Below are 22,676 nucleotides of genomic sequence, written 5' to 3' on the forward strand. Positions count from 1 at the left end.
GGCGCCCCCGCGAGCCGCCCGTCGGCCAGCCGGTAGTCGATGCGGACGGGCTGTACGGCGACCCGCGCGTCCAGCGCCGCCTGGAAGGCGGCCCGGCGGAAGAGCCCCCGGGTGCGCCCGCACCAGGTGCTGCCCTCGGGGAACACGGTCACCCGGTCCCCGGACCGCAGCGCGGCCGTGAGCGCCGCCACGGTCGTCGGCAGCGCCCTGATCCGCTCCCGCTCGATGAACAGGGTGCCCGCGCCGGTGGCGAGCCCTCCCAGCAGCGGCCAGTCCCGGATGTCGCTCTTGGCCAGCATCCGGGAGGGCAGCACCGCCGCGACGAGCGGGATGTCCAGCCAGGAGACGTGGTTCGCGACCACGAGCCGGCCCCCGTCCGCGCCGGGGCCGCCGTGGACGGTGATCCGGACCCCGAAGGACCGTACGAAGGCGCGCGCCCAGGCCCGTACCAGCGCGCCGCGGGCACCGGAGGGCAGCAGCCGCAGGGCGGGCGCCGCCAGGATCCCCAGCAGCAGCACCAGCGCCGCGGTCAGCAGGCGCACCGCGGCGTGCACGGCGCCCGCGGCCGGGCCGCGGTGGGCGGCGCAGTCCTCGGGGGTGCACGGCGCGGTGGGCAGCCAGGCGCTCATGCGGCGGGGGCCAGCGAGAGGAAGTGCCGGAGGTAGCGCGGGTGGGTGCGGCGCAGCGAGAGCAGCACGTACAGGTCGGCGACGCCGAAAGCGGCGTCCAGCGCGGGCTCCCCGCACACCCAGGCGCCCAGCCGCAGGTAGCCGCGCAGCAGCGGCGGCAGCTCGGCGCGGTCGGGGAAGGAGATGCCGTCGGGGCTCCACGGGCGGTGCGGGGTGACCCGGTACTCCTGGGGGGCGAGGTGGCGGGTGAGGACCCGCTCCCGGGTGGCAGCGGCGAGGACCCCGCCGTCGGCGAGCGGGACCGAGCAGCAGCCGGCCAGCCAGTTGTGTCCGCCGCGGTCCATGTAGCGGGCCAGCCCGGCCCAGATCAGGCCGATCACGGCGCCGTTCCGGTGGTCGGGGTGGACGCAGGAGCGGCCGACCTCGACGAGGTCGGAGCGGATCGGGGTGAGCGCCGAGAGGTCGAACTCGCCCTCGGAGTAAAGCCGTCCCGCGACCGCGGCGCGCTCCGGGGGCAGCAGCCGGTAGGTGCCGACGACCCGGGCGCTCTCCTCCTCGACGACGAGGAGGTGGTCGCAGTAGGCGTCGAAGGCGTCGGCGTCGAGGCCCGGTTCGGGGCCGTCGAGGCGGGCGCCGAGTTCGCCCGCGAAGACGTCGTGGCGCAGCCGCTGGGCGGCGCGGACCTCGTCCTCGTCGCGGGCGAGGCGGACGGTGTAGCGGGCGGCGGGATGCGCGGCGGGGGTGGGGACCGCCCGCGGGGGCGCGGCGAGGGGGAGGGTGGCGACGTCGACGGGGGACAGGGGGGCGATGGTCATGACGGCTCCTGATCCGGGAAGCGGGAGCCGGGCCGGCGGCGTATCGGCCTGGCTCCTCTACTTCTTCCGTGACCGGCTGGATTCGACGTGACCGAGCGGCGGCAGCGGGATGTGCGGTCGCTGAACTCAGCGGTCGGAGCTGAGGACCTTGCTGATCGCCTCCGAGGCCGTCCTGGCGGCTTCCTTGGGGTCCTGTCCGGACAGGACGGCCGTCATGAAGGGTTTGATCGGATTCTTCGCCTCCACCTCGGCCCAGCGCGCGGACTTGGGCGTGGCCCGGCCCTGGGCGGCTCCCGGGGCCATGGCGGTGGCGCCGTCGTTGCCCTCGACGACGTGCGCGAGCGTGGTCTTGTTGGGTACGTAGCTCATCTCCCGGGCCAGTTCGGTCTGCCACTTCTCGCTGACCAGGGCCGTGATCACGTCCACGGCGGCCTTCCGGTCGGCGGTGCGGTCCGGGATGATCAGGTCGGATCCGCCGGTGAAGACGGCGCCGGGCTTCTCGCCGGTCTTCCCGGGTATCGAGAAGAAGCCGAGCTTGCCCTTGAGGGCCGGGTTCAACTCCTCGATCTGCGCCGCCTGTCCGGGCGGGGCGATGATCTGGGCGATCTGGCCGCGCGCGAAGACCTCGGCCTGCGAGGGCGTTTCCTCGTCGGCGCTCTTGGGGCCGTCGCCGAGCGCCTGGAGCTGCTTGTAGAACTCCATGCCGTCCAGGGCCTCGCGGGTGTCGAGGGTGCCGATCCACTGGCCACCGGTTTCCATGGCCAGATCGCCGCCCTCGTCCCAGATGAATCCGGACAGCACGTACCAGTTCTGGCCGGGCAGGTAGATGCCCTGCTGGGCGCCCTTGTCGAGCTTCTGGGTGGTGGAGATCCACTCCGCGCGGTTCTTCGGCGGCGCCTTGATCCCGGCGCTCGTGAACATGTCCTTGTTGTAGATCACCACCCGGTTGGCCGCGTACCAGGGCACGCCGAACTGGGCGCCGTTGACGCTGCCGGGGTCGGCGAGGCCCTTGAGCCAGTCCTTGCTGCCCCAGTCGCGCAGGCCCTCCAGGGTGAGTTCGGACAGGCCGCCGGTCTCGATGTACTGGGCGACCTGGGTGTTGCCCACCTCGATGACGTCGGCCCTGTCCTTTCCGGTGCCCTTCAGGACGGCGTTGACCTTGTCGCCGATGCCGGTCCACTCCTGGATCCTGACGTCGAGGTCGACCCCCGGGTGGTCCTTCTCGTAGGCGTCGGTGAACTTCTTGATGAAGTCGTCCGACGCGCTGCCCTTCATGAGCCACAGCGTGACCTTGCGGGGCCCGCCGTCGGAGCCGCCCAGCACACTGCAGCCGGTCAGTGCGGTGGCTGCGACGAGGGCGGTGCATACAGCGAGGAAACGCTTCTTCACAAGGACACCTTCTGGGAGGTCGATCTCAGATGGCTTGAAATTGGCATGGACCAATGAGCGGGTCAAGGGCCCTGGGCGCCGGATTCTCCCGACAAAGCCGACGAACCGGTACGTCTCCTCCGCCTCGCGGACCGGGACGTCCTGGGGCACCGTGGAACGAGGCACCAGAACCCACCCTCGGGAGAGCCCATGTCCAACCACACCTACCGCGTGACCGAGATCGTCGGCACCTCCACCGAGAGCATCGACCAGGCCATCCGCAACGGCATCACCCGGGCGGGCCAGACCCTGCGGAACCTGGACTGGTTCGAGGTCTCCCAGGTGCGCGGGCACATCGAGAACGGCGAGGTCGCGCACTTCCAGGTGGGACTCAAGGTCGGCTTCCGCCTCGACGGCGAGGACTGACGCCGCGACGGGCTCAGGTGCGCCCCTCGCCCTCCTGGGCCTCCCGCAGCTCCGGCGCGTCCGCGGCCCAGTCCGCCCGCACCACGGGGAATCCCGCGGCGCGCGCCGCCTGGCAGACCAGCTCGTCGTCGTCCACGAGCATCCGCACCTCGCGGCCGCGGGCGATCCGGCGGAGCACCTCCAGCTTGGCCGTCCGGGCCGGGCGCCGGTCCTGGTTTCCGCGCATCCACACCCGCCCCCCGGGCAGCCCGTGCCGCGCCAGCCACTCCTCGGTGTCGGCGCGGCACCGCTCCGGGCGCCCCGTCAGGTAGACCACCTCGCAGTCCGCCGCGCTCTCGACGGCCATCGCCACGCCCTGCGCGAGCGGCCGGTCGGCCGGGGCCGCGCCGAAGAAGCCGTCCCAGTCGCGGGGCCGCCGCTCCAGGAAGTGCTGGCGGTGCGCGGTGTCGGAGAGGGTTCCGTCGATGTCGAAGACGGCCAGGGGGCGGCGGCCGGTCGTGTGATCGCTCATGCGGCCCAGCGTAGGCCGGGGCTCCGACAGGGACCGGAAAGGCTTCGCTCGTGCGCATGCCCGGCCTCCCGTCCGGTCCGGCCGGGGTCGTTGCCGACGCGGAGGCGGGGGCCACGGACCCGTAAAATGTACGGAATGCGCCGACCGACCGATCCCCCCGCCCCCGATTCCTTCGTCCGCGTGCGGGGCGCCCGGGAGCACAATCTGCGCGGGGTCGATGTCGACGTTCCCCGGGACGCGCTGACCGTGTTCACCGGGGTGTCCGGTTCCGGAAAGAGTTCGCTCGCCTTCGGGACCCTGTACGCCGAGGCGCAGCGCCGCTACTTCGAATCGGTGGCCCCCTACGCCCGTCGGCTCATCCACCAGATCGGCGCCCCGAAGGTGGACTCGGTGACCGGGCTGCCCCCCGCCGTCTCCCTGGAGCAGCGTCGCTCCACGCCCGGTTCGCGCTCGTCCGTCGGGACGGTGACCCTGCTGTCGAACTCCCTGCGGATGCTCTTCTCCCGGGCCGGCACCTATCCGCCGGGGGCGCCCCGGCTCGACTCCGACGCCTTCTCCCCCAACACCGCCGCCGGGGCCTGCCCGTCCTGCCAGGGGCTGGGGCGCGTCCACCGCACCAGCGAAGAACTCCTGGTGCCGGACCCTTCCCTGTCGATCCGTTAGGGGGCGATCGCGGCCTGGCCGGGCGCCTGGCAGGGCAAGAACCTGCGGGACGTCCTGGCCGCGCTGGGCCACGACGTGGACCGGCCGTGGCGGGAACTGCCCGCGAAGGACCGCGAGTGGATCCTGTTCACCGAGGAGCAGCCGGTCGTCACCGTGCACCCGGTGCGGGACGCGGACCGGATCCAACGCCCCTACCAGGGCACGTACATGAGCGCGCGGCGCTATGTGATGAAGACCTTCGGCACCACGAAGAGCGCCACCCTGCGGGCGCGGGCCGAGCGGTTCCTCGCCGATGCGCCGTGTCCCGTCTGCGCGGGCAGCAGGCTGCGTCCGGAGGCGCTGGCCGTGACCTTCGCGGGCCGCACGATCGCGGAGCTGGCGGCGCTGGCGCTGACCGGGCTGGACGCCGTACTGGCCGCCGCTCCCCCGGCCGACGAGGCGGCCCGGGTGCTGTCGGCGGACCTTCGGGCGCGGATCGCTCCGGTCGTCGAACTCGGCCTGGGATACCTGAGCCTGGACCGGACGGCGCCGACCCTGTCGGCGGGCGAACTGCAGCGGCTGCGGCTGGCGACGCAGCTGCGCTCCGGGCTGTTCGGGGTGGTGTACGTGCTGGACGAGCCGTCGGCGGGTCTGCATCCGGCCGACACGGAGGCGCTGCTCGGCGTCCTGGACCGGCTGAAGGAGGCGGGCAACACCGTCTTCGTCGTGGAGCACGACCTGGAGGTGGTGCGCCACGCGGACTGGCTGGTGGAGATCGGGCCGCTGGCCGGGGAACACGGGGGGCGGGTGCTGTACAGCGGGCCGCCGCAGGCGCTGGCCGGGGTAGCGGATTCGGCGACGGCCCGGTTCCTGGCCGGGCCGCGGGGACCGTCGGGGCGTGCGGGCCGGGCGCCGCGTACGCCGACGGGTGAGGTGCGGTTGTCCGGGGTCACCCGGCACAACCTGCGGGAGGTGACGGCCGCCTTCCCGCTGGGCGTGTTCACCGCGGTCACCGGGGTGTCCGGCTCGGGCAAGTCCACGCTGGTGGGCCAGGTGCTGGCGGACACGGTGCGGGAGCGGATCGCGGCGCGGGACCCGGATTTGCCGGTGCGGCGACTGGTGGAGGTGGACCAGAAGCCGATCGGGCGCACCCCGCGCTCCAACCTGGCGACGTACACGGGCCTGTTCGACGCGGTCCGCGCCCTGTTCACGGCTTCCCCGCAGGCCCGGGAGCGCGGCTGGAAGGCGGGCCGGTTCTCCTTCAACGTGGCGGGCGGGCGCTGCGAGACCTGCCAGGGCGAGGGCTTCGTCTCGGTGGAGCTGCTGTTCCTGCCCAGTACGTACGCCCCCTGCCCGCGGTGCGGGGGCGCCCGGTACAACGAGGAGACCCTCCAGGTCCGCCACGCGGGCCTGAACATCGCCGAGGTGCTGGGGCTGACCGTGGAGGCGGCGGCCGCGTTCTTCGCGGAGGTCCCGGCGGCGCACCGCGCCCTGCGCGCGCTGGACGACATCGGCCTGGGCTACCTGCGGCTGGGGCAGCCCGCGACGGAGCTCTCGGGCGGCGAGGCGCAGCGGATCAAGCTGGCGAACGAGCTCCAGCGGGTGCGCCGGGACCACACCCTGTACCTCCTCGACGAGCCGACGACCGGACTGCATCCGGCGGACGTGGAGGTGCTGGTGGACCGGCTGCACGGGCTGGTGGACGCCGGGCACTCGGTGGTGGTCGTGGAGCACGACATGGCGGTGGCTGCGGGCGCGGACTGGGTGATCGACCTGGGTCCGGGCGGCGGCGCGGACGGGGGCCGGGTGGTGGCGGCCGGTCCCCCGGACCGGGTGGCCCGGGCCGGCGAGGGGCGTACGGCGGGCTACCTGGCGCGGGCTACGCGTCTCCGGTGAGCAGGTGCTGCGGTAGTTCGCGGAAGCTCCACCGGCCCTGGCGGCGGGTGAGGAGCCAGACGAGGTCGTAGCGGTCGGGCCAGCCGGCGGGCATCCCGAGGACCTGGTCGGCGCCGAGGGCGCGGACCAGCCGGGGGATGCCGCTGTGCTCCCAGCAGATCAGGACGGGGGCCGGGGCGGCGAGCGCGGCGCGGGCGAGGTCCGCTTCGCGGCCCACCGCGAGGTCGGCCCGGACGGGGGTGCGCAGGAGGTCGGCCAGCGGGGCGACGGTCTGGCGGGAGCGGGCGGCTCCGGCCGCCCCGCCCGCGAAGATCACCGCGGGCCGGGGCAGGACGGCGCCCGGGGTGGGCGGGAAGAGCTGGGGCAGTGCCTCGGCGCGGCGTCGGCCGCGGCCGGCAAGGGAGCCGGTGTCGTCGTTGCCCTCGTCGTCCTCGCCCGTGTCTCCGGCGTACGGCTTCTCGGCGTGCCGGATCACCATGATCAGGGCGTCCTTGGCGGCGGCCTGGGGGCCGGGTGCCGGGGCGGCCGGGTGTGCCTCGCCCGCGCAGCCGGCCAGGGCCAGGGGGGCGAGCGGGGTCAGTGCGGCGAGCACGGTCCGGCGCCGTGGTCCGATCCCGGCGGGTGCTGGTGCTTCTGCCATGCCGGACACTGTCACGCATGACCGGGCGCGCCGGGGGGTCCGGCGCGGCGTACGCCCCCGCGGTCAGCCGATCGGCGCAGGCACGGAGGGCCGCTCCCCCGCGTCGGCGGGCACGTCGGCGGGCTTCTCGTACGGGGAGGCCACCGGGAAGTACGCCTCCAGGAACGCGGCGACCGCGCGGCGCTGCTCCTCGGGCGACAGCTCCGTACCGCCGTCGTCGGCGAGGCAGAAGGCGTCGGTGCGGCGGTCGTGGACCAGCTCCGGGAGCCGTTCGATCTCCTCGGCGCGGTCGGTCGCGACATAGGCGAGGGTCAGTTCCCCCTCGACGGCGCGGCCCTCGGCGAGCGCGAGGTGCGCGGCCAGGGTGATCGGGGCGAGGTCCGTCGCGCTGCGGAAGGCCGAGCGGCTGGTGGCGGCGAGGCGTCCGGGGAGCCGTTCCTCGGCCGCGGCGAAAACGGAGCGGGTCATCGGGTACGGCGCGTGGGCCAGGATCCGCGGGTAGGTGCGGTGGACGGCTTCCTCGACGGCGCGCCGGGTGGCCCGCTGGGAGGCGGTGAAGACGTCGTCGCGCACCTCCGGCGAGCTGGGCGGGACGGCCCGGGTGTCGTGGAAGACCTTCGGCAGGCCGGAGGGCAGGAAGTAGCTCTGCGGCCGCTGCGGGCGTCCGAGGAACATGTCGTCGTTGAAGTAGAGGTAGTGCTCGGCCAGCCCCGCTATCCGGTGCAGCTGCGTTTCGATGGCGTGCGAGTTGAAGACCGGCAGCGCGCCGGGGTCGGCGAAGAGTTCGCGGTGCGGGACCACGGTGATCCCCGGGTGGTCGGCGGCGAGCCAGCCGGGCACCTGGTCGTCGGTGACGAGGAAGATCCGCCGGACCCAGGGGGCGTGCGCGGCGATGGAGCGCAGGCAGTAACGCAGCTCGCCGCGGTCGCGGTAGCGGTGGGCGGCGTCGTCGAAGGCGGGTTCGCCGTGCGCCCCGGCGCCGACTGTGTCCTGGGCGTACTCGGCCAGCGCCCGGTCCCGGCGGCGGCGCCAGGCGGGGTCGGCGGAGTCCACCCAGGTGATCACGGCGTCGATCGGGAAGTCGATGTCGTCGGGGAAGCACCGGGCGAGCGCGTCCACGACGGGGTACTCGCGGTCGCCGACGCGGCGCGTCCCGGTGGCCGCGAGGGAGGGCACCCACCAGCCGAACGGCGTGTCGCGCAGGGAGGCGACCCCGCCGGCGCCGGACTCCGGGGGGTCCCAGAACTCCAGGTCGCAGCCGTGGTCGGCGCCGAGGTAGAGGGTGCGCCCGGAGGTCACCACGGGCTGGTGCAGCCGGACCCCCTTGACCTTGTGGTGGGGGTCCTCCTCGTCGGGGGCCGCGTCGGGGCGGCGCTCGCCCTCCTTGGCGGCGACGGCCGCGGGCAGCGCCTCGGCCAGGGTGACGGCGAGGGTTCCGCCGTGTCCGAGCAGTTCGGCGTAAACGGGCCGGCCGGTGAAGGCCTCCGCGCAGGCGGCGAGGGCGTCCGCGCGGGTGCCGGGGGCGAGGGCGACGCGGTGGAGGAGGCCCCCGTCGGGGACCAGTCCGTAGTCGATCCCTGCGGCTTCCAGGGCTTCGGCGGCGGCCCGGAGGTTCGCGGCGCGCAGGTCGCCGGGCAGCAGGTCGTCCCGTACGAGGGCCAGCCGGCCCCGGTAGCGGACGACGCCCCCGCCCGGGGCGAGGTCCGCCAGCAGCTCCTCCTCGCGGTCGGGCGGGCGCGGCGCGTGCGCCTCCGCCGGCGCGGCGTCGAGCCGCTCGCGCTCCGTGCGCGCGGGCTGGCGCGGGACGCGGGCGGACGGTCGCAGGGCGCGGACGAGCCGGTGCAGGCCCGTACGGCGCAGGTGTCTGCGGAAGCCGCTCATGTCCACCTCGGGGTCGCGATGGTGTGTCCGTCGGCCGTGAACGGGGATTCCGCTCGGGCCGACATCACCCTAAGCCGAGATGGCTGAATCTTGAACCGGATGTGGAACCTTTGGCGGTCCGTACAAGTCACCGCAGGTCACAGCCATTGCACAGGTTTCCCTCGCCGTCGGGCCGGCGGCCTAGTGACCGCCCTTGCGCACCGCCCGGAGCCACTCCTTGTTCATCGCCGCGATGGAGGGGAGCGGGATGCCCTTGGGGCAGGCCGTGGCGCACTCGCCCGTCAGCGTGCAGCCGCCGAACCCCTCGCCGTCCATCCGGGCCACCATGTCCAGGACCCGGCTCTCGCGCTCCGGGGAACCCTGCGGGAGCACGTTGAGGTGGTTGACCTTGGCCGCGGTGAAGAGCATGGCCGAGCCGTTGGGGCAGGCCGCGACGCACGCCCCGCAGCCGATGCACTCGGCGTTCTCGAAGGCGTGGTCGGCGACGGGCTTGGGCACGGCGGTGGCGTGCGCCTCGGGCGCCGCGCCGGTCGGCGCGGTGATGTAGCCGCCGGCCTGGATGATCCGGTCGAAGGCACTCCGGTCCACCACCAGGTCGCGGACCACCGGGAAGGCGGCGGCCCGCCATGGCTCGACGTCGATGGTGTCCCCGTCGGCGAAGGAGCGCATGTGGAGCTGGCAGGTGGTGGTGCGCTCGGGCCCGTGCGCCTCGCCGTTGATGACGAGGCTGCACGCGCCGCAGATGCCCTCGCGGCAGTCGTGGTCGAAGGCGACGGGGTCCTCGCCGCGCAGGATCAGGTCCTCGTTGAGGGTGTCGAGCATCTCCAGGAAGGACATGTCCGCCGAGATGCCGTCGACCTCGTAGGCCGTCATGGCGCCGGGTGCCTCGGCGTGTGGCTGGCGCCAGACGCGCAGGGTGAGCTTCATGCGTAGCTCCGCTGGGTGGGGTGGACGTACTCGAAGACGAGGTCTTCCTTGTGCAGGACGGGGGCGGCGCCGGTCGCGGTGAACTCCCAGGCCGCGGCGTAGGAGAACTCCTCGTCGCGGCGCTCGGCCTCGCCGTCCGGCGTCTGGGACTCCTCGCGGAAGTGGCCGCCGCACGATTCGGCGCGGTGCAGGGCGTCGAGGCACATCAGCTCGGCCAGCTCCAGGTAGTCGACGACCCGGTTGGCCTTCTCCAGGGTCTGGTTGAACTGCTCGCCGCTGCCGGGGACCTTGATCCGCCGCCAGAACTCCTCGCGGATCTCGGGGATGCGGGCCAGCGCCTTGCGCAGCCCCTCCTCGGTGCGGGCCATCCCGCAGTACTCCCACATCAGTTCGCCGATCTCCCGGTGGAAGGAGTCGGGGGTGCGGTCGCCGTCGACCGCGAGGAGCCGCTCGATGCGGTCCCGGGTCTCCCGGACCGCGGCCACGGCCTCGGCGTGGGTGTCGTCCACCGCGGTGGTGCGGGGGTGGCGGGCGAGGTAGTCGTTGATGGTGGACGGCAGGACGAAGTAGCCGTCGGCGAGGCCCTGCATCAGGGCGGAGGCCCCGAGCCGGTTGGCCCCGTGGTCGGAGAAGTTGGCCTCGCCGATCGCGAACAGGCCGGGGACCGTGGTCGACAGGTCGTAGTCCACCCAGAGACCGCCCATCGTGTAGTGCACGGCGGGGTAGATCCGCATGGGGACCTCGTACGGGTTCTCCGCGGTGATCCGCTCGTACATCTCGAAGAGGTTGCCGTACTTCTCGGCCACCTTCTCCCGGCCCATGCGGCGGATGGCGTCGGCGAAGTCCAGGTAGACGCCCTGGCCGCCCGGGCCCACGCCACGGCCCTCGTCGCAGACGTTCTTGGCGGCGCGGGAGGCGATGTCGCGCGGGACGAGGTTGCCGAAGGACGGGTAGATCCGCTCCAGGTAGTAGTCGCGTTCCGCTTCGGGGATCCGGTCGGGGGGCCTTGTGTCGCCGTGGGCCTTGGGGACCCAGATCCGGCCGTCGTTGCGCAGCGACTCGCTCATCAGGGTCAGCTTGGACTGGTGCTCGCCGGTCCGCGGGATACAGGTGGGGTGGATCTGGGTGAAGCAGGGGTTGGCGAAGTAGGCGCCGCGGCGGTGGGCCCGCCAGATCGCGGTCGCGTTGGAGTTCATGGCGTTGGTGGAGAGGTAGAAGACGTTGCCGTAGCCGCCGGTGGCGAGAACGACGGCATCGGCGAAGTGGGTCGAGATCCTGCCCGTGACCAGGTCGCGGGCGACGATGCCGCGGGCGGCGCCGTCCACCACGATGAGGTCGAGCATCTCGGTGCGCGCGTGCATCTCGACGTTTCCGGCGGCGATCTGCCGGGAGAGGGCCTGGTAGGCGCCGAGCAGCAGCTGCTGCCCGGTCTGGCCGCGGGCGTAGAAGGTCCGGGAGACCTGGACCCCGCCGAAGGAACGGGTGTCGAGGAGGCCGCCGTACTCGCGGGCGAAGGGGACGCCCTGGGCCACGCACTGGTCGATGATCTCCACCGAGATCTGGGCGAGGCGGTGCACGTTGGACTCGCGGGCGCGGAAGTCGCCGCCCTTGACGGTGTCGTAGAAGAGGCGGTGCACGGAGTCGCCGTCGTTGCGGTAGTTCTTCGCGGCGTTGATGCCGCCCTGCGCGGCGATGGAGTGGGCCCGGCGCGGGGAGTCCGAGAAGCAGAACTGGACGACGTGGTAGCCCTGTTCGGCGAGGGTGGCGCCGGCCGCGCCGCCCGCGAGGCCGGTACCGACGACGATGACGGTGTGCTTGCGGCGGTTGGCCGGGTTGACCAGCCCGGCCTCGAAGCGGCGGCGGTCCCAGCGGTCGGCGACCGGGCCCGCGGGGGCCTTCGCGTCGGCGATCGGGGAGCCGGTGGTGTAGTCGGCGTAGGCGCTCATGGGGATCGCGGTGTTCTCCGTCCGTGGTGTCGCGGTGCTCATGGTCAGCCCACCCGTCCGGTCATGACGGCGACGGGGACGGACACGAATCCCGCGAAGAGGAGCAGGGCCAGCAGGTTGGCGAGGGCCTTCAGCGTCCTGTCCCGGCGGGCGTTGCCCGCGCCGAGGGTCTGGGCGGCGCTCCAGAAGCCGTGCCGGACGTGGAAGGCGAGGGCGGTCATCGCGGTGAGGTAGATGGCGTTGCCGTACCAGGTGGAGAAGGTCGCGACGACGTTCTCGTACGGATGCCCCTCCAGGGCCCGCTCGTTGACCGTGAGCGTGGTCAGGTCGAGGATGTGCCAGACGATGAACAGGCCGAGGATCACCCCGCCCCAGCGCATGGTGCGGGTGGCGTAGCCGGCGCGCCGGCGCTTGTGGGCGTACCGCACGGGACGCGCCTTGATGCCGCGGCGACTCAGCTGGTACGCGGAGACGGCGTGCGCGACGACGGCGGCGACCAGGGCGATCCGGGCGATCCACAGGCCCCAGTGGCTGTGCAGGACGGGCGCGCCCATGTGGCGCAGCCAGGCCGCGTAGCCGTTGAACTCCCCGGGCCCGAAGAAGATCTTCAGGTTGCCGAACATGTGGACCACGAGGTAGCCGAGCATGATCAACCCGGACGCCGCCATGACGGTCTTCTTGCCGACGGTGGAGTCCCAGAGCGTGCGCGTGGTGGACGGCCGTCGGCCCGTCCGCGTTGCCAGAGCCATGTTTCAGACGGTAGGGACCGAAGCCCTCAAAGGTCCAAGACATGATGAGGCTCATCTTGATAGGTCGCGACTATGAGCTGGTCTACGCTGGGAGGATGCAATTCCAGCAGCTGGTGTACTTCGTCGCCGTGGCCGAGACCCGGCACTTCACGCGCGCGGCGGAGCGGGTGCACGTCGCCCAGCCGTCGCTCTCCCAGCAGATCAGGGCGCTGGAGCGGGAGCTGGGGGCGGAGCTGTTCAGCCGGGCGCGGGGCAACATCGCGCTGACCGAGGCGGGCGAGACCCTGCTGCCGCTCGCGCGGCGGATCCTGGCGGACGCGGACACGGCGCGGCTGGAGGTGCAGGAACTGGCGCAGCTGCGGCGCGGGCGGGTCCGCCTGGGCGCGACGCCGAGCGTGTGCACGGGCCTGCTGCCGGACGTCCTGCGCGCTTTCCACACCGCGCACCCGGGGATCGAGCTGCTGATCGAGGAGAGCGGATCGCTGGACCTCGTGCGCGAACTGGCGCGCGGGGCCCTGGACCTGGCCCTCGTCACCCTTCCGCTGCCGCCGTCGGCGCCCGCGCTGACGACCGTGGAGCTGCTGACGGAGGACCTGGTGGTGATCTCCTCCGCAGAGCTGCCGCCGCCGGGCGACGGCGGACCGCTGCGGATCAGCGACCTGCGCGAGGAACCGATGGTCATGTTCCGGCACGGCTACGACCTGCGGGAACTGACGGTGACTGCCTGCCGCGCCGAGGGCTTCGAGCCGGTGTTCACGGTGGAGGGCGGGGAGATGGACGCGGTCCTCGGATTCGTCCGGGCCGGGCTGGGGCTCGCGGTGGTCCCGGCGATGGTGGTCGACCACGCGGGACAGGGACTGCGGACCACCGCCCTGGCGGGCTCCCCCCTGCGCCGCACGATCGCCCTGGCCCACCGCACGGACGTGGCCCCGCCCCGCGCGGCCCGGGAGCTGAAGCGGATCCTGGTGGGGTGAGGGCGGGGGGTGGGTTCGGGGTGAGGGCGGCGCGCCGAGCGGTGGGGGCAGGGACCGTCGTCCGGTGGAAATCAGGCTGGCTTGCGGCCGTGCACGGCCGTAGGGTCCCGGGATGATCGTTCCCACATATCCCCCCAAGCCCGTACCCGGCGACCGCATCGCGGTCGTCTCCCCTTCCTCCGGCTTGCCGGGTCTCCTTCCGCTCCCCTACGAGTTGGGGCTGGCGCGGCTGCGGGAGGAGTTCGGGCTGGAGCCGGTGGAGTACCCGTCGACCCGCACGATGGGATCCACGGCCCGGCAGCGCGCCGATGACCTGCACGCCGCTTTCGCCGACCCGATGGTCAAGGCGGTGATGGCGAGCATCGGGGGCGACGATCAGCTGACCGTACTGCCGCTGCTCGACCGGGAGTTGATCCGCTCCCACCCGAAGCCCTTCTTCGGGTTCAGCGACAACACGTGCCTGCTGCTGTTCCTGCGCAACCTCGGCATCGTGGGCTACCACGGTGCCTGCCTCATGACCGAGCTCGGGCGGCCGTACGCGCTCCACCCGGTGACCGCCGCGTCGATCCGCGCGGCCCTGTTCACCTCCGGGCCCTACGAACTGCGGCCCGCCGAACGCTTCCGCGACACCGACCGCGACTGGGCCGATCCCGCCACCTTCGACGTCGAGCCCGAGGTCCGCGACGGGGCCGGCTGGATCTGGCACCAGCCGGACCGGGTGGTCGAGGGACGCACCTGGGGCGGCAACCTGGAGATCCTGTCCGGGCTGCTGATGGCCGACCGGGAGGTCGCGGCGGCGCCCGAGGCTGCGGAGGGCGGCGTGCTGTTCCTGGAGACCTCCGAGGAGATGCCCCGCGCGGAGGAGGTCTTCCGGATCCTGCGCAGCATGGGCGAGCGGGGACTGCTCGCCCGCTTCTCCGCGCTGATGATGGGCCGGGCCAAGGCATGGTCCTTCGACCAACCCAACGACGTGGCCGGCAGGCTGCGCTACGCCGAGGGGCAGCGGGAGGCCGTACTGCGAGCGCTCACGACCTACGCCCCGGGCATGATGGCCGTCTTCGACGTGGACCTGGGCCACACGGACCCGCAGGTGGTGATTCCGTACGGCGGCGTCGTCCGGCTGGACGGCCCCGCGCGCAGGATCACCGTGACGTACTGATCCGTACCGGGCGGCGTAAGGACGGATGCGGGGCCTGGGGCTGGGGCCCGCGGGGCCGGGGCCAGGCCTGGGTCTTGGGCCTGGGGGGCCTGGGGGGCCTGGGGGCCTGGGCCTCGGCCTGGGCGGTGTGTGAGCCCGGATCCCGGGCAGGGGGGCCGGGCCAGAGGCAGGCCGGGGCAGGGGCTGCCGCGGTTCAGGCGGGGAGGGTTCGGTCCAGCCCCTCGGCCAGCATGGCGAAGGCCATGTCGGCGTCGGCCACCGCTGCCCCGTGCGCCGCGGCGGCGCTCTGCCCCGCGTCTATGCGCCGCCAGTTCGCTTGCGCCAGCTCGTGACGGGCGGTCACCAGATACAGGGCGCCAAGACGGGCCCGGAGACGCCGCCGCCCCACCTCCGCCCCGCCGGCCCCTGCCTCCTCCGCCTCCCGTTCCAGTACGGCGGCCAGCAGGTCCACCTCCCGGGCGGCGTAGTGGGCCAGGCGCGAGGCGAGGCTCGCGGTCGAGTACAGCAACCGCTGGAAGACCACGACGTTCGGGTGGTCACAGAGGCCGGTGATCGGATCGTTGGCGGCGAGGGCGTCGATGAAGTGGGCGTGTACGGCTTCCACCGGCGTCTGCCCGGAGGGCCGCTCGCGCACGACGCGCGCCGCCTCGTCCTGGTGGTCGGCGAAGCGGTCCAGCAACAGGTCCTCCTTGCTCGGGAAGTACCGGAACAGCGTCGGTTTGGAGACTTCCGCGGCGGCGGCGACATCCGCCACCGAAACGGCGTCGAAGCCGCGCTCCAGGAAGAGCTCCAGCGCGGTCGCGGCGAGCTGCTGACGCGTGCGCTGCTTCTTCGCCTCGCGCAGGCCGGTCACAGGGGTATCGGTCGTCTTGTCCATGCGCACACCCTAGCAGAGATTTCACAACCAAGTCATCTTTGTAACCCGGTTGCTTTTTCTGGTGAGAGCCGCTTCACTGGAGTCACGCCGAGGACACCGACCATGGCGACCGACGAACGAGGGAACCTGTGATGACGCACGCAGTGGACGTATTGATCGTGGGCTCCGGACCGACGGGCCTGACCCTCGCCTGCCACCTGGTCCGCCGGGGTGCCCGGGTCCGGGTGGTCGACCGCCGGTCCGCACCGCACCGCGAATCCCGGGGCAAGGCGCTCCACGTCGCCAGCCTGGAGGTCTTCGACACGCTCGGCGTAACCGGGCGGATGACCGAGACCGGGCGCACCGGCCTCGCCTTCCGCAAGTACTTCGACGGGGAGCACATCAACGACACTCCCCGAGGCGGCTCCTCGATCTTCATAGGGCAGTGGCAGATCGAGGAGATCCTGCGCGACAAACTGGCCGAGTCCGGTGTCGGCGTCGAGTACGAGGCCGAGGTCGAAGCGGTGTCCCAGGACGCGGACGGCGTGCGGGTGACGCTCACGGACGGGCGGACCCTGGGGGCGGCCTACCTGGCCGGCTGCGACGGAGGGAGCAGCACCGTCCGCAAGCGGCTCGGCATCGGCTTCGAGGGACGCACCGCCGACGAGGAGGCGATGGTGGTCGGGGACGTGACGGCGGCGGGACTGAGCCGGGACTACTGGCACCAGTGGTTCACCTCGGACGGCGGCGCCATGATGCTCTGCCCGATACCGGGGACGGACACCTTCCAGCTCCAGGCCTCACCGGAGACCGACGACCGGGGGGAAAGGCTCGCCCCGTCCCTGCAAGGCTTCCAGCGGCTCTTCGACCGGCACGCCCGGATGCCCGGGATACGCCTGGCCGACGCCACCTGGCTCTCGACCTGGCGGGTCAACGTCCGGATGGCCGACCGCATGCGGCAGGGCCGCTGCTTCCTCGCCGGAGACGCGGCGCACGTCCACCCGATAGCGGGCGGGCTGGGCATGAACACCGGCGTCCAGGACGCGGCCGCCCTGGGCCGGGTGCTCGGCGGAGTGCTGACCGCGACCGCCGGGGAGGAGGCCCTGGACGACTACGAGGCCGAACGCCTCCCGGCCGCCGCCGCGTTGCTGGCCGACACCTCCGCCCGCCACGAGCGCGTCCGCGCGGCGGTCCGCGAGCCGGGCCACGGCATCGAAGCCGCCCTCAGCTGACCCGCCCCCGACCCGGCGCCCGACGTCGCGGCAACGGGTTGGGTGGCCGGGTGAGGGGCGGCCGGGCGAAGGCTGGCCGGGTCACCGAGCGGCCCGGTCAGGGCGTGGCCAGGTCAGGGCGTGGCCAGGACTTGGCCCGGTCAGGACGTGGCGTGAGGGGGCGACGTCACGGGGTGGGGACCGCATCGCAGAGGGACAGGGCGTGTATCCGGTCCGGGGCGCCGGGGCGGGCGTAGTACCAGCCCTGGGCCGTGTCGCAGCCCAGCGCGCGGAGTTGGGCCGCCTGGACGCCGGTTTCGACACCCTCGACCGTCACGGCGAGTTCAAGGCTGTGGGCCAGGGCGACGATGCCCTCCACGATCTTGACGTCGACCGGGTTCGCGGGTTCCTGCTGCATGCCCTGGGTGAAGGAGCGGTCCAGTTTCAGGACGCTCACCGGCAGGCGGCGCAGGTTCGCCAGGTTCGAATAGCCGGTGCCGAAGTCGTCGAGGGCGATGTCCACGCCGAGGGCGGCGAGCCGGCGCAGCGGTTCCAGGAGTTCGTCGTCGGCGCCGATCAGGGCGGACTCGGTGACCTCCAGGCACAACGCGCCGGGGGCCAGGCCGGAGTTCTCCAGCACCGCCACCGTGTCGGCGACCAGGCCGGGGTGGTGGAGCTGGGTCGGCGAGAGGTTCACGTTGATCCGCAAGGACGAACCCCCGTGCTGGCGCTGCCAGGTGCGAGCCTGGCGGACCGCTTCCTCCAGGACCCAGCGGCCGAGCGGCACGATCAGACCGGTCCGTTCGGCGAGTGGGATGAACCGGTCCGGTCCGAGCACCCCGTACTGCGGGTGCGACCAGCGCACCAGCGCCTCGGCGCCGTGCACGCTGCCGTCGTGCATGTGCACCAGCGGCTGGTACTCGATGAAGAACTCGCCGCGCTCCAGGGCCGCGGGCAGCGCGTTCGTCAGCCCGTGGCGGGTGATCGCCCGGGCGTCCGCCTCCTCGTCGGCGAACTCGAAGCGGTTGCCGCCGGCAGCCTTCGCCCGGTACATCGTGATGTCGGCGCTGCGCAGCACTTCGGCAGCGGTCCGCGAGCCCGCCGGACCCTCCACGATGCCGATGCTGCCCCGGACCGTCAGCTCCCGGCCCTCCAGGCGGATCGGGGTGGCGAGGGCGGAGAGGATCCGCATCGCCAGGTCGGTCACCTTCTCCTCGGTCTCGGGCCCGGTGGTCAGCGCCACGAACTCGTCGCCGCCCAGCCGGGCGACGACCTCGCCGGGCCCGGTGGCGCAGCTCTGCAGCCGGTCCGCGACCTCCACCAGCAGCCGGTCGCCCGCCGAGTGCCCGAGGCTGTCGTTGACGGTCTTGAAACCGTCCAGATCGAGGTAGCAGAGGCCGAAGCGGCTTCCCCCGGCCCCGCCGAGGGCCTTCTCCAGCCGTTCGAAGAACAGGGTCCGGTTGGGCAGCCCGGTCAGCGCGTCGTGGGTGGCCTCGTACCGCAGCCGCAGGTTCAGCAGCCGCCGCTCGGTGGTGTCCTCCATCAGCGCCAGCTGGTACTGCGGCGTGCCGTCGGCGTCGCGCAGCAGGGACACCGTCAGGTTGGTCCACAGGACCGTCCCGTCGTGCCGGTAGTACGGCTTCTCCACGCGGTAGCTCTCGCGCTCGCCGCGCACCAGCTCGCCGTACATCCGCCACACGTGCGGGGTGTCGTCGGGGTGGCTCCACTCGTTCACGTTGCGGCCCCGGACGTGCCCCTCCAGCCCGCCGAACATCCGCAGCAGCGTGTCGTTGACCTCCAGGACGTTGCCCTGGAGGTCCGCGATGCCGATGCCGATGGCCGCCCCTTCGAAGACCGCGCGGAAGCGCGCCTCGCTGGCGTGCAGGGCCTGCTGGGCGTCGATCCGCGCGGTGAGCGCGGACCGGGCGATCGCCTCCTGCTCCTTGAGCGTGCGCTCCCGCAGGGCGCGGGCGAAGCCCGCGGCGATCCCGTGCTGGAGCCGGGCGCACCGGGCGCGGTACTCCTCGGACTCGTCCGGCCCGCCGCCGTCCGGGCCGCAGTACAGCACGAGGTAGGCCTCGACCACGCCGAGGGTGCCCGCGAGCGCGTCCGGGTCGGTGCAGTGCACGGCGACGAGCTCGCTGCCGACCCGCTGGCCGACGGACGCGTCGAAGGGGCGGGCGTGCAGGGCCTCGGCCAGGGTGCGCGCGAGCGGCACGAGATGGCGTTCGAACTCCACCCGGGTGAGCGAGGTGGCGGTCACCGGGAAGATGGCCCGGCTCCAGATGGTCGCGAACCGCCCGATCCGGTCCTCCGGATCGGCGGGCAGCCCGGTCGACGGCGCCGCGGGGGCGGTGGCCGCCGGTCCGGTGGTCGCAGCCCGGCGGGCAGCCGCCGTCACGGATCCGGCCGCGGGTACGCGGACGCCCGCGCCCGGTGCGGTCACGGGCGCCGCCGGGGCCGCCTGCCCCGCCGTCTGTGCCGGGAGTCTCACGCCTTGCGTCCCACGCCCGCGAAGCCCGAGAAGGCGTACGGATCCTCCTGGACCTCGCCGTCCTGCGGGCCTTCGGGCCGCCACTCGGGCATGGAGACCAGCCCGGGCTCCACCCACGCGAAACCGTCGAAGAAGCGGCCGATCTCCTCACCGGTGCGCATGACCAGCGGATTGCGGATGTCCCGGTAGACGCCGACGGCCCCGCCCGCGACGTCCTCGGTGAGCGGGACGCCCTCGTAGGAGGCGTGCGTGAGGATCAGCAGGCTGCCGGGGGCCAGCGCGTCGCGCAGCTCGGCGACGGCGGCGTACGGCTCGTCCGCGTCCTCCAGGAAGTGCAGGACGGCGACCAGCAGCAGGGCCACCGGCCGGTCCAGGTCGAGCAGCCGGGTCACCTCGGGGCTCGACAGGATGTCCGCAGGCTTGCGCAGGTCGGCGGCGGCGATGCCGGTGCGTTCGGTGCCGGCCAGGACGGCCTGGCTGTGCGCGACGGCGACCGGGTCGTGGTCGACGTACACGACGCGGGCGTCGGGGCTGGCGGCCTGGGCGATCTCGTGGACGTTGCCGAAGGTCGGGATGCCGGAGCCGATGTCGAGGAACTGGGTGACGCCCTGGGAGACGGCGTAGCGGACGGCGCGGCGCATGAATGCCCGGTTGGCCTGCATGATCTTGGGCAGGCCCGGGATGAATTCCATGGCGCGGCGGGCCGCTTGGCGGTCGACCTCGAAATTGTGCGATCCGCCGAGGTAGTAATCGTAGATGCGGGACACGCTCGGCACCGATATGTCGATGCCTGGCGGGGCCCAGGCGGGTCGCTCCATCGGGGTCTCCAAGGCGTAGTCCGTCGGTGTCCGTCGGTCTCGGACAGCTGTCCGAGCCGAATGTACTGATCATTGCCCAACGGAGCGAGCGAAAGCGGAAATTGGCGGTCCGTTCTTCGTCACACACCAAACACACCACGGGCACCGTCCGCCCGGATTGATCGAAACCGACAAATACCTTTTGGGAATTGATCGCCGGCCGATCGGAACCCTTCATCGGCTGGCTCAAACCTCTACGGTCCCCAGTCCCCCGTTCGGAGGAACCGAGCCGGAGCCGGAGGCGCGAGACGCCCGGCTGCCCCATGCTCCCCGGGTGAACAGACCCTGTGCCAGGCGCCTGCTGGCGGTCCCGGTCCTCGTGTGGGCGGCACTGTCCGCCGCACCGGCCGTGGCCGATAGCCGCGCCTTCGCGATGCCCGGCCCGGACGACGGCCGGACCGTCGTCGAGCTGGTCGCGGCGGCCCGGAGCGAGGCCCTCCGCAGCGCCGCCGGGGCTTCCCGGGGTGGCGGACATCACGACGACCACGGCCACGAACACGGGGGTTGGCACTGCGGAAGCCACCATGGCGGGCACCACTGCCCGCCCCGCCCCTGTCCACCGCCCCCGCCCCCGCCGTGCCCGACGCCCACGCCCACGCCCACACCCACGCCGACACCCACTCCCACGCCGACACCTCCCCGTCCCACGCCCACGCCCACCCCGAAACCCACCCCGCCGAAGCCCCCCGCGCCGGCGCCCGAGCCCCCGCCGCCTCCGCCGCCTCCGCCGCCCCCGCCCCCCGCGCCCGCGCCGCCGCGGCCGGTGCCTCCCGCGCCCCGGGCTCCCGCGCCGCCGCCCCCGCCGGTCCCGGCACCTCCAACGGCCCCCGTCGTGGCGCCGCCCGCGAAGAAGCCGGTGCCCCGGCCCGCCTACCGCACGGAGGCCCGTAAGCCGGTGGAGCACCACATCTCACCGGTCACCTTCACCCTGCTCACGGCCGCCCCCGCCGTGCTCGCCATCGTCGCGCTGCGCCCGCGCTGACCCGACCCGATCGATTTCCGTGGGAGTTCCCTTGTCGGAATGGCTCGTCCTGTCCCTCGCGATGGCCGCGGCCTGTGCCGTGGTCCTGTCCATCGCCTTCTTCAACCACCGGCGGATCGGCGAGGACGACGATCCGAGCGAGACCCCGGACGTCATCGAGTACATGACGATGATGATCGGGGTGATCTACGCGATCGTGCTGGGCCTGGCGATCGCGGGCGTCTGGGAGGGCCGCGGGGCCGCCCAGGAGTACGTGCGCCAGGAGGCCCAGGCCCTCCACGAGGTGAGCGTCCGCTCCGAGGTCTATCCGGCTCCGGTGCGCACCCGCATCCGCGCCGACGTCGACGCCTACGTGTCCCACGTGGTCACGAAGGAGTGGAAGGAGATGGCCGACACCGGAAACGTCTCGGACGAGGGCACGGCGATGCTCGACCGGATCCGCCGGGACGTGACCGACTACGAACCGCGGACCGACCACGAGGGGCAGGCCTACCAGCCGCTGGTGGACCAGGTCGCCATCGTGGACGACGCCCGCAGCGCCCGGCTGCAGAGCGCGGGGGCCACCATGCCGGGGGTCGTCTGGTTCGGCCTGATCACCGGCGCGCTCGTGACGGTGGGGCTGATCTTCACCCTGCAGATCCGGCGGTCCTTCCGGGAGCTGCTGCTCGCCGGGCTGTTCAGCGCGCTGATCGCGTTCCTGCTGTTCCTGATCTGGGATTTCGACGCCCCGTTCAGCCGGGGGGTCTCGGCCACCGCCGAGCCGTTCTTCCAGCAGTTCCCGCACCTGGGGCTCGGCGACGACTGACCCGCCGCCCCGGCGCCGCCCTGCGGCGACACGCCGTCCGACCGCCGCGGGCCCCGCCGGGCCCGCGGTCCGCGCAAACCGGGGACGGGGCGTCCTTCCCCGGTTCGGCGTAGCGCTATGACCCGTTCGCCCGTTCCTGATCGCGGGCCACGGCGGGCGGACCTAGCGTGGCGGACATCGAGGCGCACGACCCCCCACGTGCGGAAACCGTTCCGCAGCTGCTCCTCGGGGATCCGGAGAAGAACATGGGCGCGATACGCACGTCAGCCACCGCTCTCCTCGCCGCCGGGGCCGCGGGCACCCTTCTGGTCTTCGGCGCCGCCGGCGCCGTCGCCGCGGAGGCACAGCCCGTCACGTCGTTCGGCTTCGCCGTCGCACCCTCCACGGTCGCGCCCGGCGGTACGGTCGTGCTCTCGGTCAGCGGCTGCGTGGCGGCGAGCACCACCGTCTCCTCGGGCGTCTTCGACACCGTCAGCGTGCCCAAGGGCCAGACCGTGCGGGTCACGGTGGACCGGGACGCCCGGCGCGGGGCCCGCTACTCCGTCAACTTCACCTGCAACAACGAGACCGGTTCCACCGATCTCACCATCGCGGGCGGTACGAGCACCCCCACCACGCGGTCCACGACCGCGGTCCGCGGCGTGCGCGGCGGTCTCGGCGGCAGCGTCGCCGGGATGGACGTGCGCGAACTCGCGGCGGGCGGGGGTCTCCTGCTGGTCGCGGCGGCGGGTACCGGCTACCTGGTCCGTCGCCGTACGCAGACCCGCGGGCACTGACCGGGCGGCCGGCGGACCCGCTCCGCACCGTCCACCCCACCCGCACCACCGTCTCCCGCACCGCCGTCTTCACGCACCACCGCATCGACCGCCGGTCGCCCCCCCGGCGAGGCCGCGCCGCGGGGGGGCCGG

At 73.1% G+C, this 22,676-nt stretch carries 18 protein-coding genes and 2 pseudogenes; 8 read left to right on the top strand and 12 right to left on the bottom strand.

Annotated features, from left to right (window positions below; genetic code table 11):
* Nucleotides 1–50: 50 nt before the first annotated feature.
* The 3 genes and pseudogenes from ABZY31_RS25310 to ABZY31_RS25320 form a co-directional block, all read right to left on the bottom strand.
* Nucleotides 51–629 (bottom strand): annotated as a pseudogene (locus ABZY31_RS25310) (lysophospholipid acyltransferase family protein); the annotation flags it as partial.
* Nucleotides 626–1,444 carry a GNAT family N-acyltransferase gene (locus ABZY31_RS25315; protein ID WP_356414160.1) on the bottom strand — a complete coding sequence of 273 codons (819 nt, stop codon included), beginning with the start codon at nucleotides 1,442–1,444 and terminating at the stop codon, nucleotides 626–628. The pseudogene ABZY31_RS25310 and the gene ABZY31_RS25315, both read right to left, overlap by 4 nt.
* Nucleotides 1,445–1,570: 126 nt before the next feature.
* Nucleotides 1,571–2,833, bottom strand: a complete 1,263-nt coding sequence (locus tag ABZY31_RS25320; RefSeq protein WP_356414163.1) for an extracellular solute-binding protein — start codon at nucleotides 2,831–2,833, stop codon at nucleotides 1,571–1,573.
* A gap of 189 nt (nucleotides 2,834–3,022) precedes the next feature.
* On the opposite strand from ABZY31_RS25320, the gene ABZY31_RS25325 reads away from it, so the two are divergent.
* A complete protein-coding gene (locus ABZY31_RS25325; protein WP_356414166.1) occupies nucleotides 3,023–3,238 on the top strand; it encodes a dodecin in 216 nt (71 codons plus the stop codon).
* Between the two features lie 13 nt (nucleotides 3,239–3,251).
* Here the strand turns inward: ABZY31_RS25325 and ABZY31_RS25330 are convergent, their stop codons facing one another.
* Nucleotides 3,252–3,749 carry a hypothetical protein gene (locus ABZY31_RS25330; protein ID WP_356414169.1) on the bottom strand — a complete coding sequence of 166 codons (498 nt, stop codon included), beginning with the start codon at nucleotides 3,747–3,749 and terminating at the stop codon, nucleotides 3,252–3,254.
* Nucleotides 3,750–3,884: 135 nt separating this feature from the next.
* Between ABZY31_RS25330 and ABZY31_RS25335 the strand changes: the two are divergent.
* A pseudogene (locus tag ABZY31_RS25335) lies at nucleotides 3,885–6,287 on the top strand (excinuclease ABC subunit UvrA).
* On the opposite strand, the gene ABZY31_RS25340 reads toward ABZY31_RS25335, so the two are convergent.
* The 5 genes from ABZY31_RS25340 to ABZY31_RS25360 all read right to left on the bottom strand — a co-directional run bounded on the left by ABZY31_RS25340 (nucleotide 6,271) and on the right by ABZY31_RS25360 (nucleotide 12,430).
* Nucleotides 6,271–6,927, bottom strand: coding sequence for a hypothetical protein (locus ABZY31_RS25340; protein WP_356414172.1), 657 nt, complete (start codon nucleotides 6,925–6,927; stop codon nucleotides 6,271–6,273). The pseudogene ABZY31_RS25335 and the gene ABZY31_RS25340 sit on opposite strands and share 17 nt — an antisense overlap.
* Before the next feature lie 63 nt (nucleotides 6,928–6,990).
* Nucleotides 6,991–8,808, bottom strand: a complete 1,818-nt coding sequence (locus tag ABZY31_RS25345) for a stealth family protein (RefSeq protein ID WP_356414175.1) — start codon at nucleotides 8,806–8,808, stop codon at nucleotides 6,991–6,993.
* A gap of 180 nt (nucleotides 8,809–8,988) precedes the next feature.
* Nucleotides 8,989–9,735 carry a succinate dehydrogenase/fumarate reductase iron-sulfur subunit gene (locus ABZY31_RS25350; protein WP_356414177.1) on the bottom strand — a complete coding sequence of 249 codons (747 nt, stop codon included), beginning with the start codon at nucleotides 9,733–9,735 and terminating at the stop codon, nucleotides 8,989–8,991.
* Entirely contained in the window at nucleotides 9,732–11,681 is a 1,950-nt protein-coding gene (locus ABZY31_RS25355) for a fumarate reductase/succinate dehydrogenase flavoprotein subunit (protein ID WP_356414211.1), read from the bottom strand. Before ABZY31_RS25355 ends, ABZY31_RS25350 begins: the two co-directional genes overlap by 4 nt.
* Nucleotides 11,682–11,725: 44 nt before the next feature.
* On the bottom strand, nucleotides 11,726–12,430 hold the full coding sequence (locus ABZY31_RS25360) for a succinate dehydrogenase cytochrome b subunit (protein ID WP_356414180.1): 705 nt from the start codon (nucleotides 12,428–12,430) through the stop codon (nucleotides 11,726–11,728).
* Between the two features lie 95 nt (nucleotides 12,431–12,525).
* Here ABZY31_RS25360 and ABZY31_RS25365 point away from each other — a divergent pair, with 95 nt between their 5' ends.
* Entirely contained in the window at nucleotides 12,526–13,404 is an 879-nt protein-coding gene (locus tag ABZY31_RS25365) for a LysR family transcriptional regulator (protein ID WP_356414183.1), read from the top strand.
* Nucleotides 13,405–13,516: 112 nt separating this feature from the next.
* Entirely contained in the window at nucleotides 13,517–14,563 is a 1,047-nt protein-coding gene (locus ABZY31_RS25370; RefSeq protein WP_356414186.1) for a S66 peptidase family protein, read from the top strand.
* A 193-nt stretch (nucleotides 14,564–14,756) separates the two neighbouring features.
* On the opposite strand, the gene ABZY31_RS25375 is transcribed toward ABZY31_RS25370, so the two are convergent.
* Nucleotides 14,757–15,440, bottom strand: a complete 684-nt coding sequence (locus tag ABZY31_RS25375) for a TetR family transcriptional regulator (protein WP_356414189.1) — start codon at nucleotides 15,438–15,440, stop codon at nucleotides 14,757–14,759.
* A gap of 131 nt (nucleotides 15,441–15,571) precedes the next feature.
* Between ABZY31_RS25375 and ABZY31_RS25380 the strand changes: the two genes are divergently transcribed.
* Complete coding sequence (locus ABZY31_RS25380; RefSeq protein ID WP_356414192.1) at nucleotides 15,572–16,651, top strand: FAD-dependent oxidoreductase; 1,080 nt, start codon at nucleotides 15,572–15,574, stop codon at nucleotides 16,649–16,651.
* Between the two features lie 166 nt (nucleotides 16,652–16,817).
* Here the strand turns inward: ABZY31_RS25380 and ABZY31_RS25385 are convergent, their stop codons facing one another.
* Both ABZY31_RS25385 and ABZY31_RS25390 read right to left on the bottom strand, forming a co-directional pair.
* Nucleotides 16,818–18,959 (bottom strand): EAL domain-containing protein, encoded by a 2,142-nt coding sequence (locus ABZY31_RS25385; RefSeq protein WP_356414214.1) that lies wholly within the window; start codon nucleotides 18,957–18,959, stop codon nucleotides 16,818–16,820.
* A gap of 161 nt (nucleotides 18,960–19,120) precedes the next feature.
* Nucleotides 19,121–19,942 carry an SAM-dependent methyltransferase gene (locus ABZY31_RS25390; protein ID WP_356414195.1) on the bottom strand — a complete coding sequence of 274 codons (822 nt, stop codon included), beginning with the start codon at nucleotides 19,940–19,942 and terminating at the stop codon, nucleotides 19,121–19,123.
* Between the two features lie 871 nt (nucleotides 19,943–20,813).
* Here ABZY31_RS25390 and ABZY31_RS25395 point away from each other — a divergent pair.
* The 3 genes from ABZY31_RS25395 (at nucleotide 20,814) to ABZY31_RS25405 (ending at nucleotide 22,544) form a co-directional block, all read left to right on the top strand.
* On the top strand, nucleotides 20,814–20,963 hold the full coding sequence (locus ABZY31_RS25395) for a hypothetical protein (RefSeq protein WP_356414197.1): 150 nt from the start codon (nucleotides 20,814–20,816) through the stop codon (nucleotides 20,961–20,963).
* 31 nt (nucleotides 20,964–20,994) lie between these two features.
* Nucleotides 20,995–21,768 (top strand): hypothetical protein, encoded by a 774-nt coding sequence (locus tag ABZY31_RS25400; RefSeq protein WP_356414200.1) that lies wholly within the window; start codon nucleotides 20,995–20,997, stop codon nucleotides 21,766–21,768.
* 167 nt (nucleotides 21,769–21,935) lie between these two features.
* Nucleotides 21,936–22,544: a hypothetical protein gene (locus ABZY31_RS25405; protein ID WP_356414203.1), complete on the top strand. Its 609-nt coding sequence runs from the start codon at nucleotides 21,936–21,938 to the stop codon at nucleotides 22,542–22,544.
* The last annotated feature ends 132 nt before the right edge of the window (nucleotides 22,545–22,676 follow it).

The sequence above is a fragment of the Streptomyces sp. NPDC006529 genome (genome assembly GCF_040611795.1).
Classification (GTDB): Bacteria; Actinomycetota; Actinomycetes; order Streptomycetales; family Streptomycetaceae; genus Streptomyces.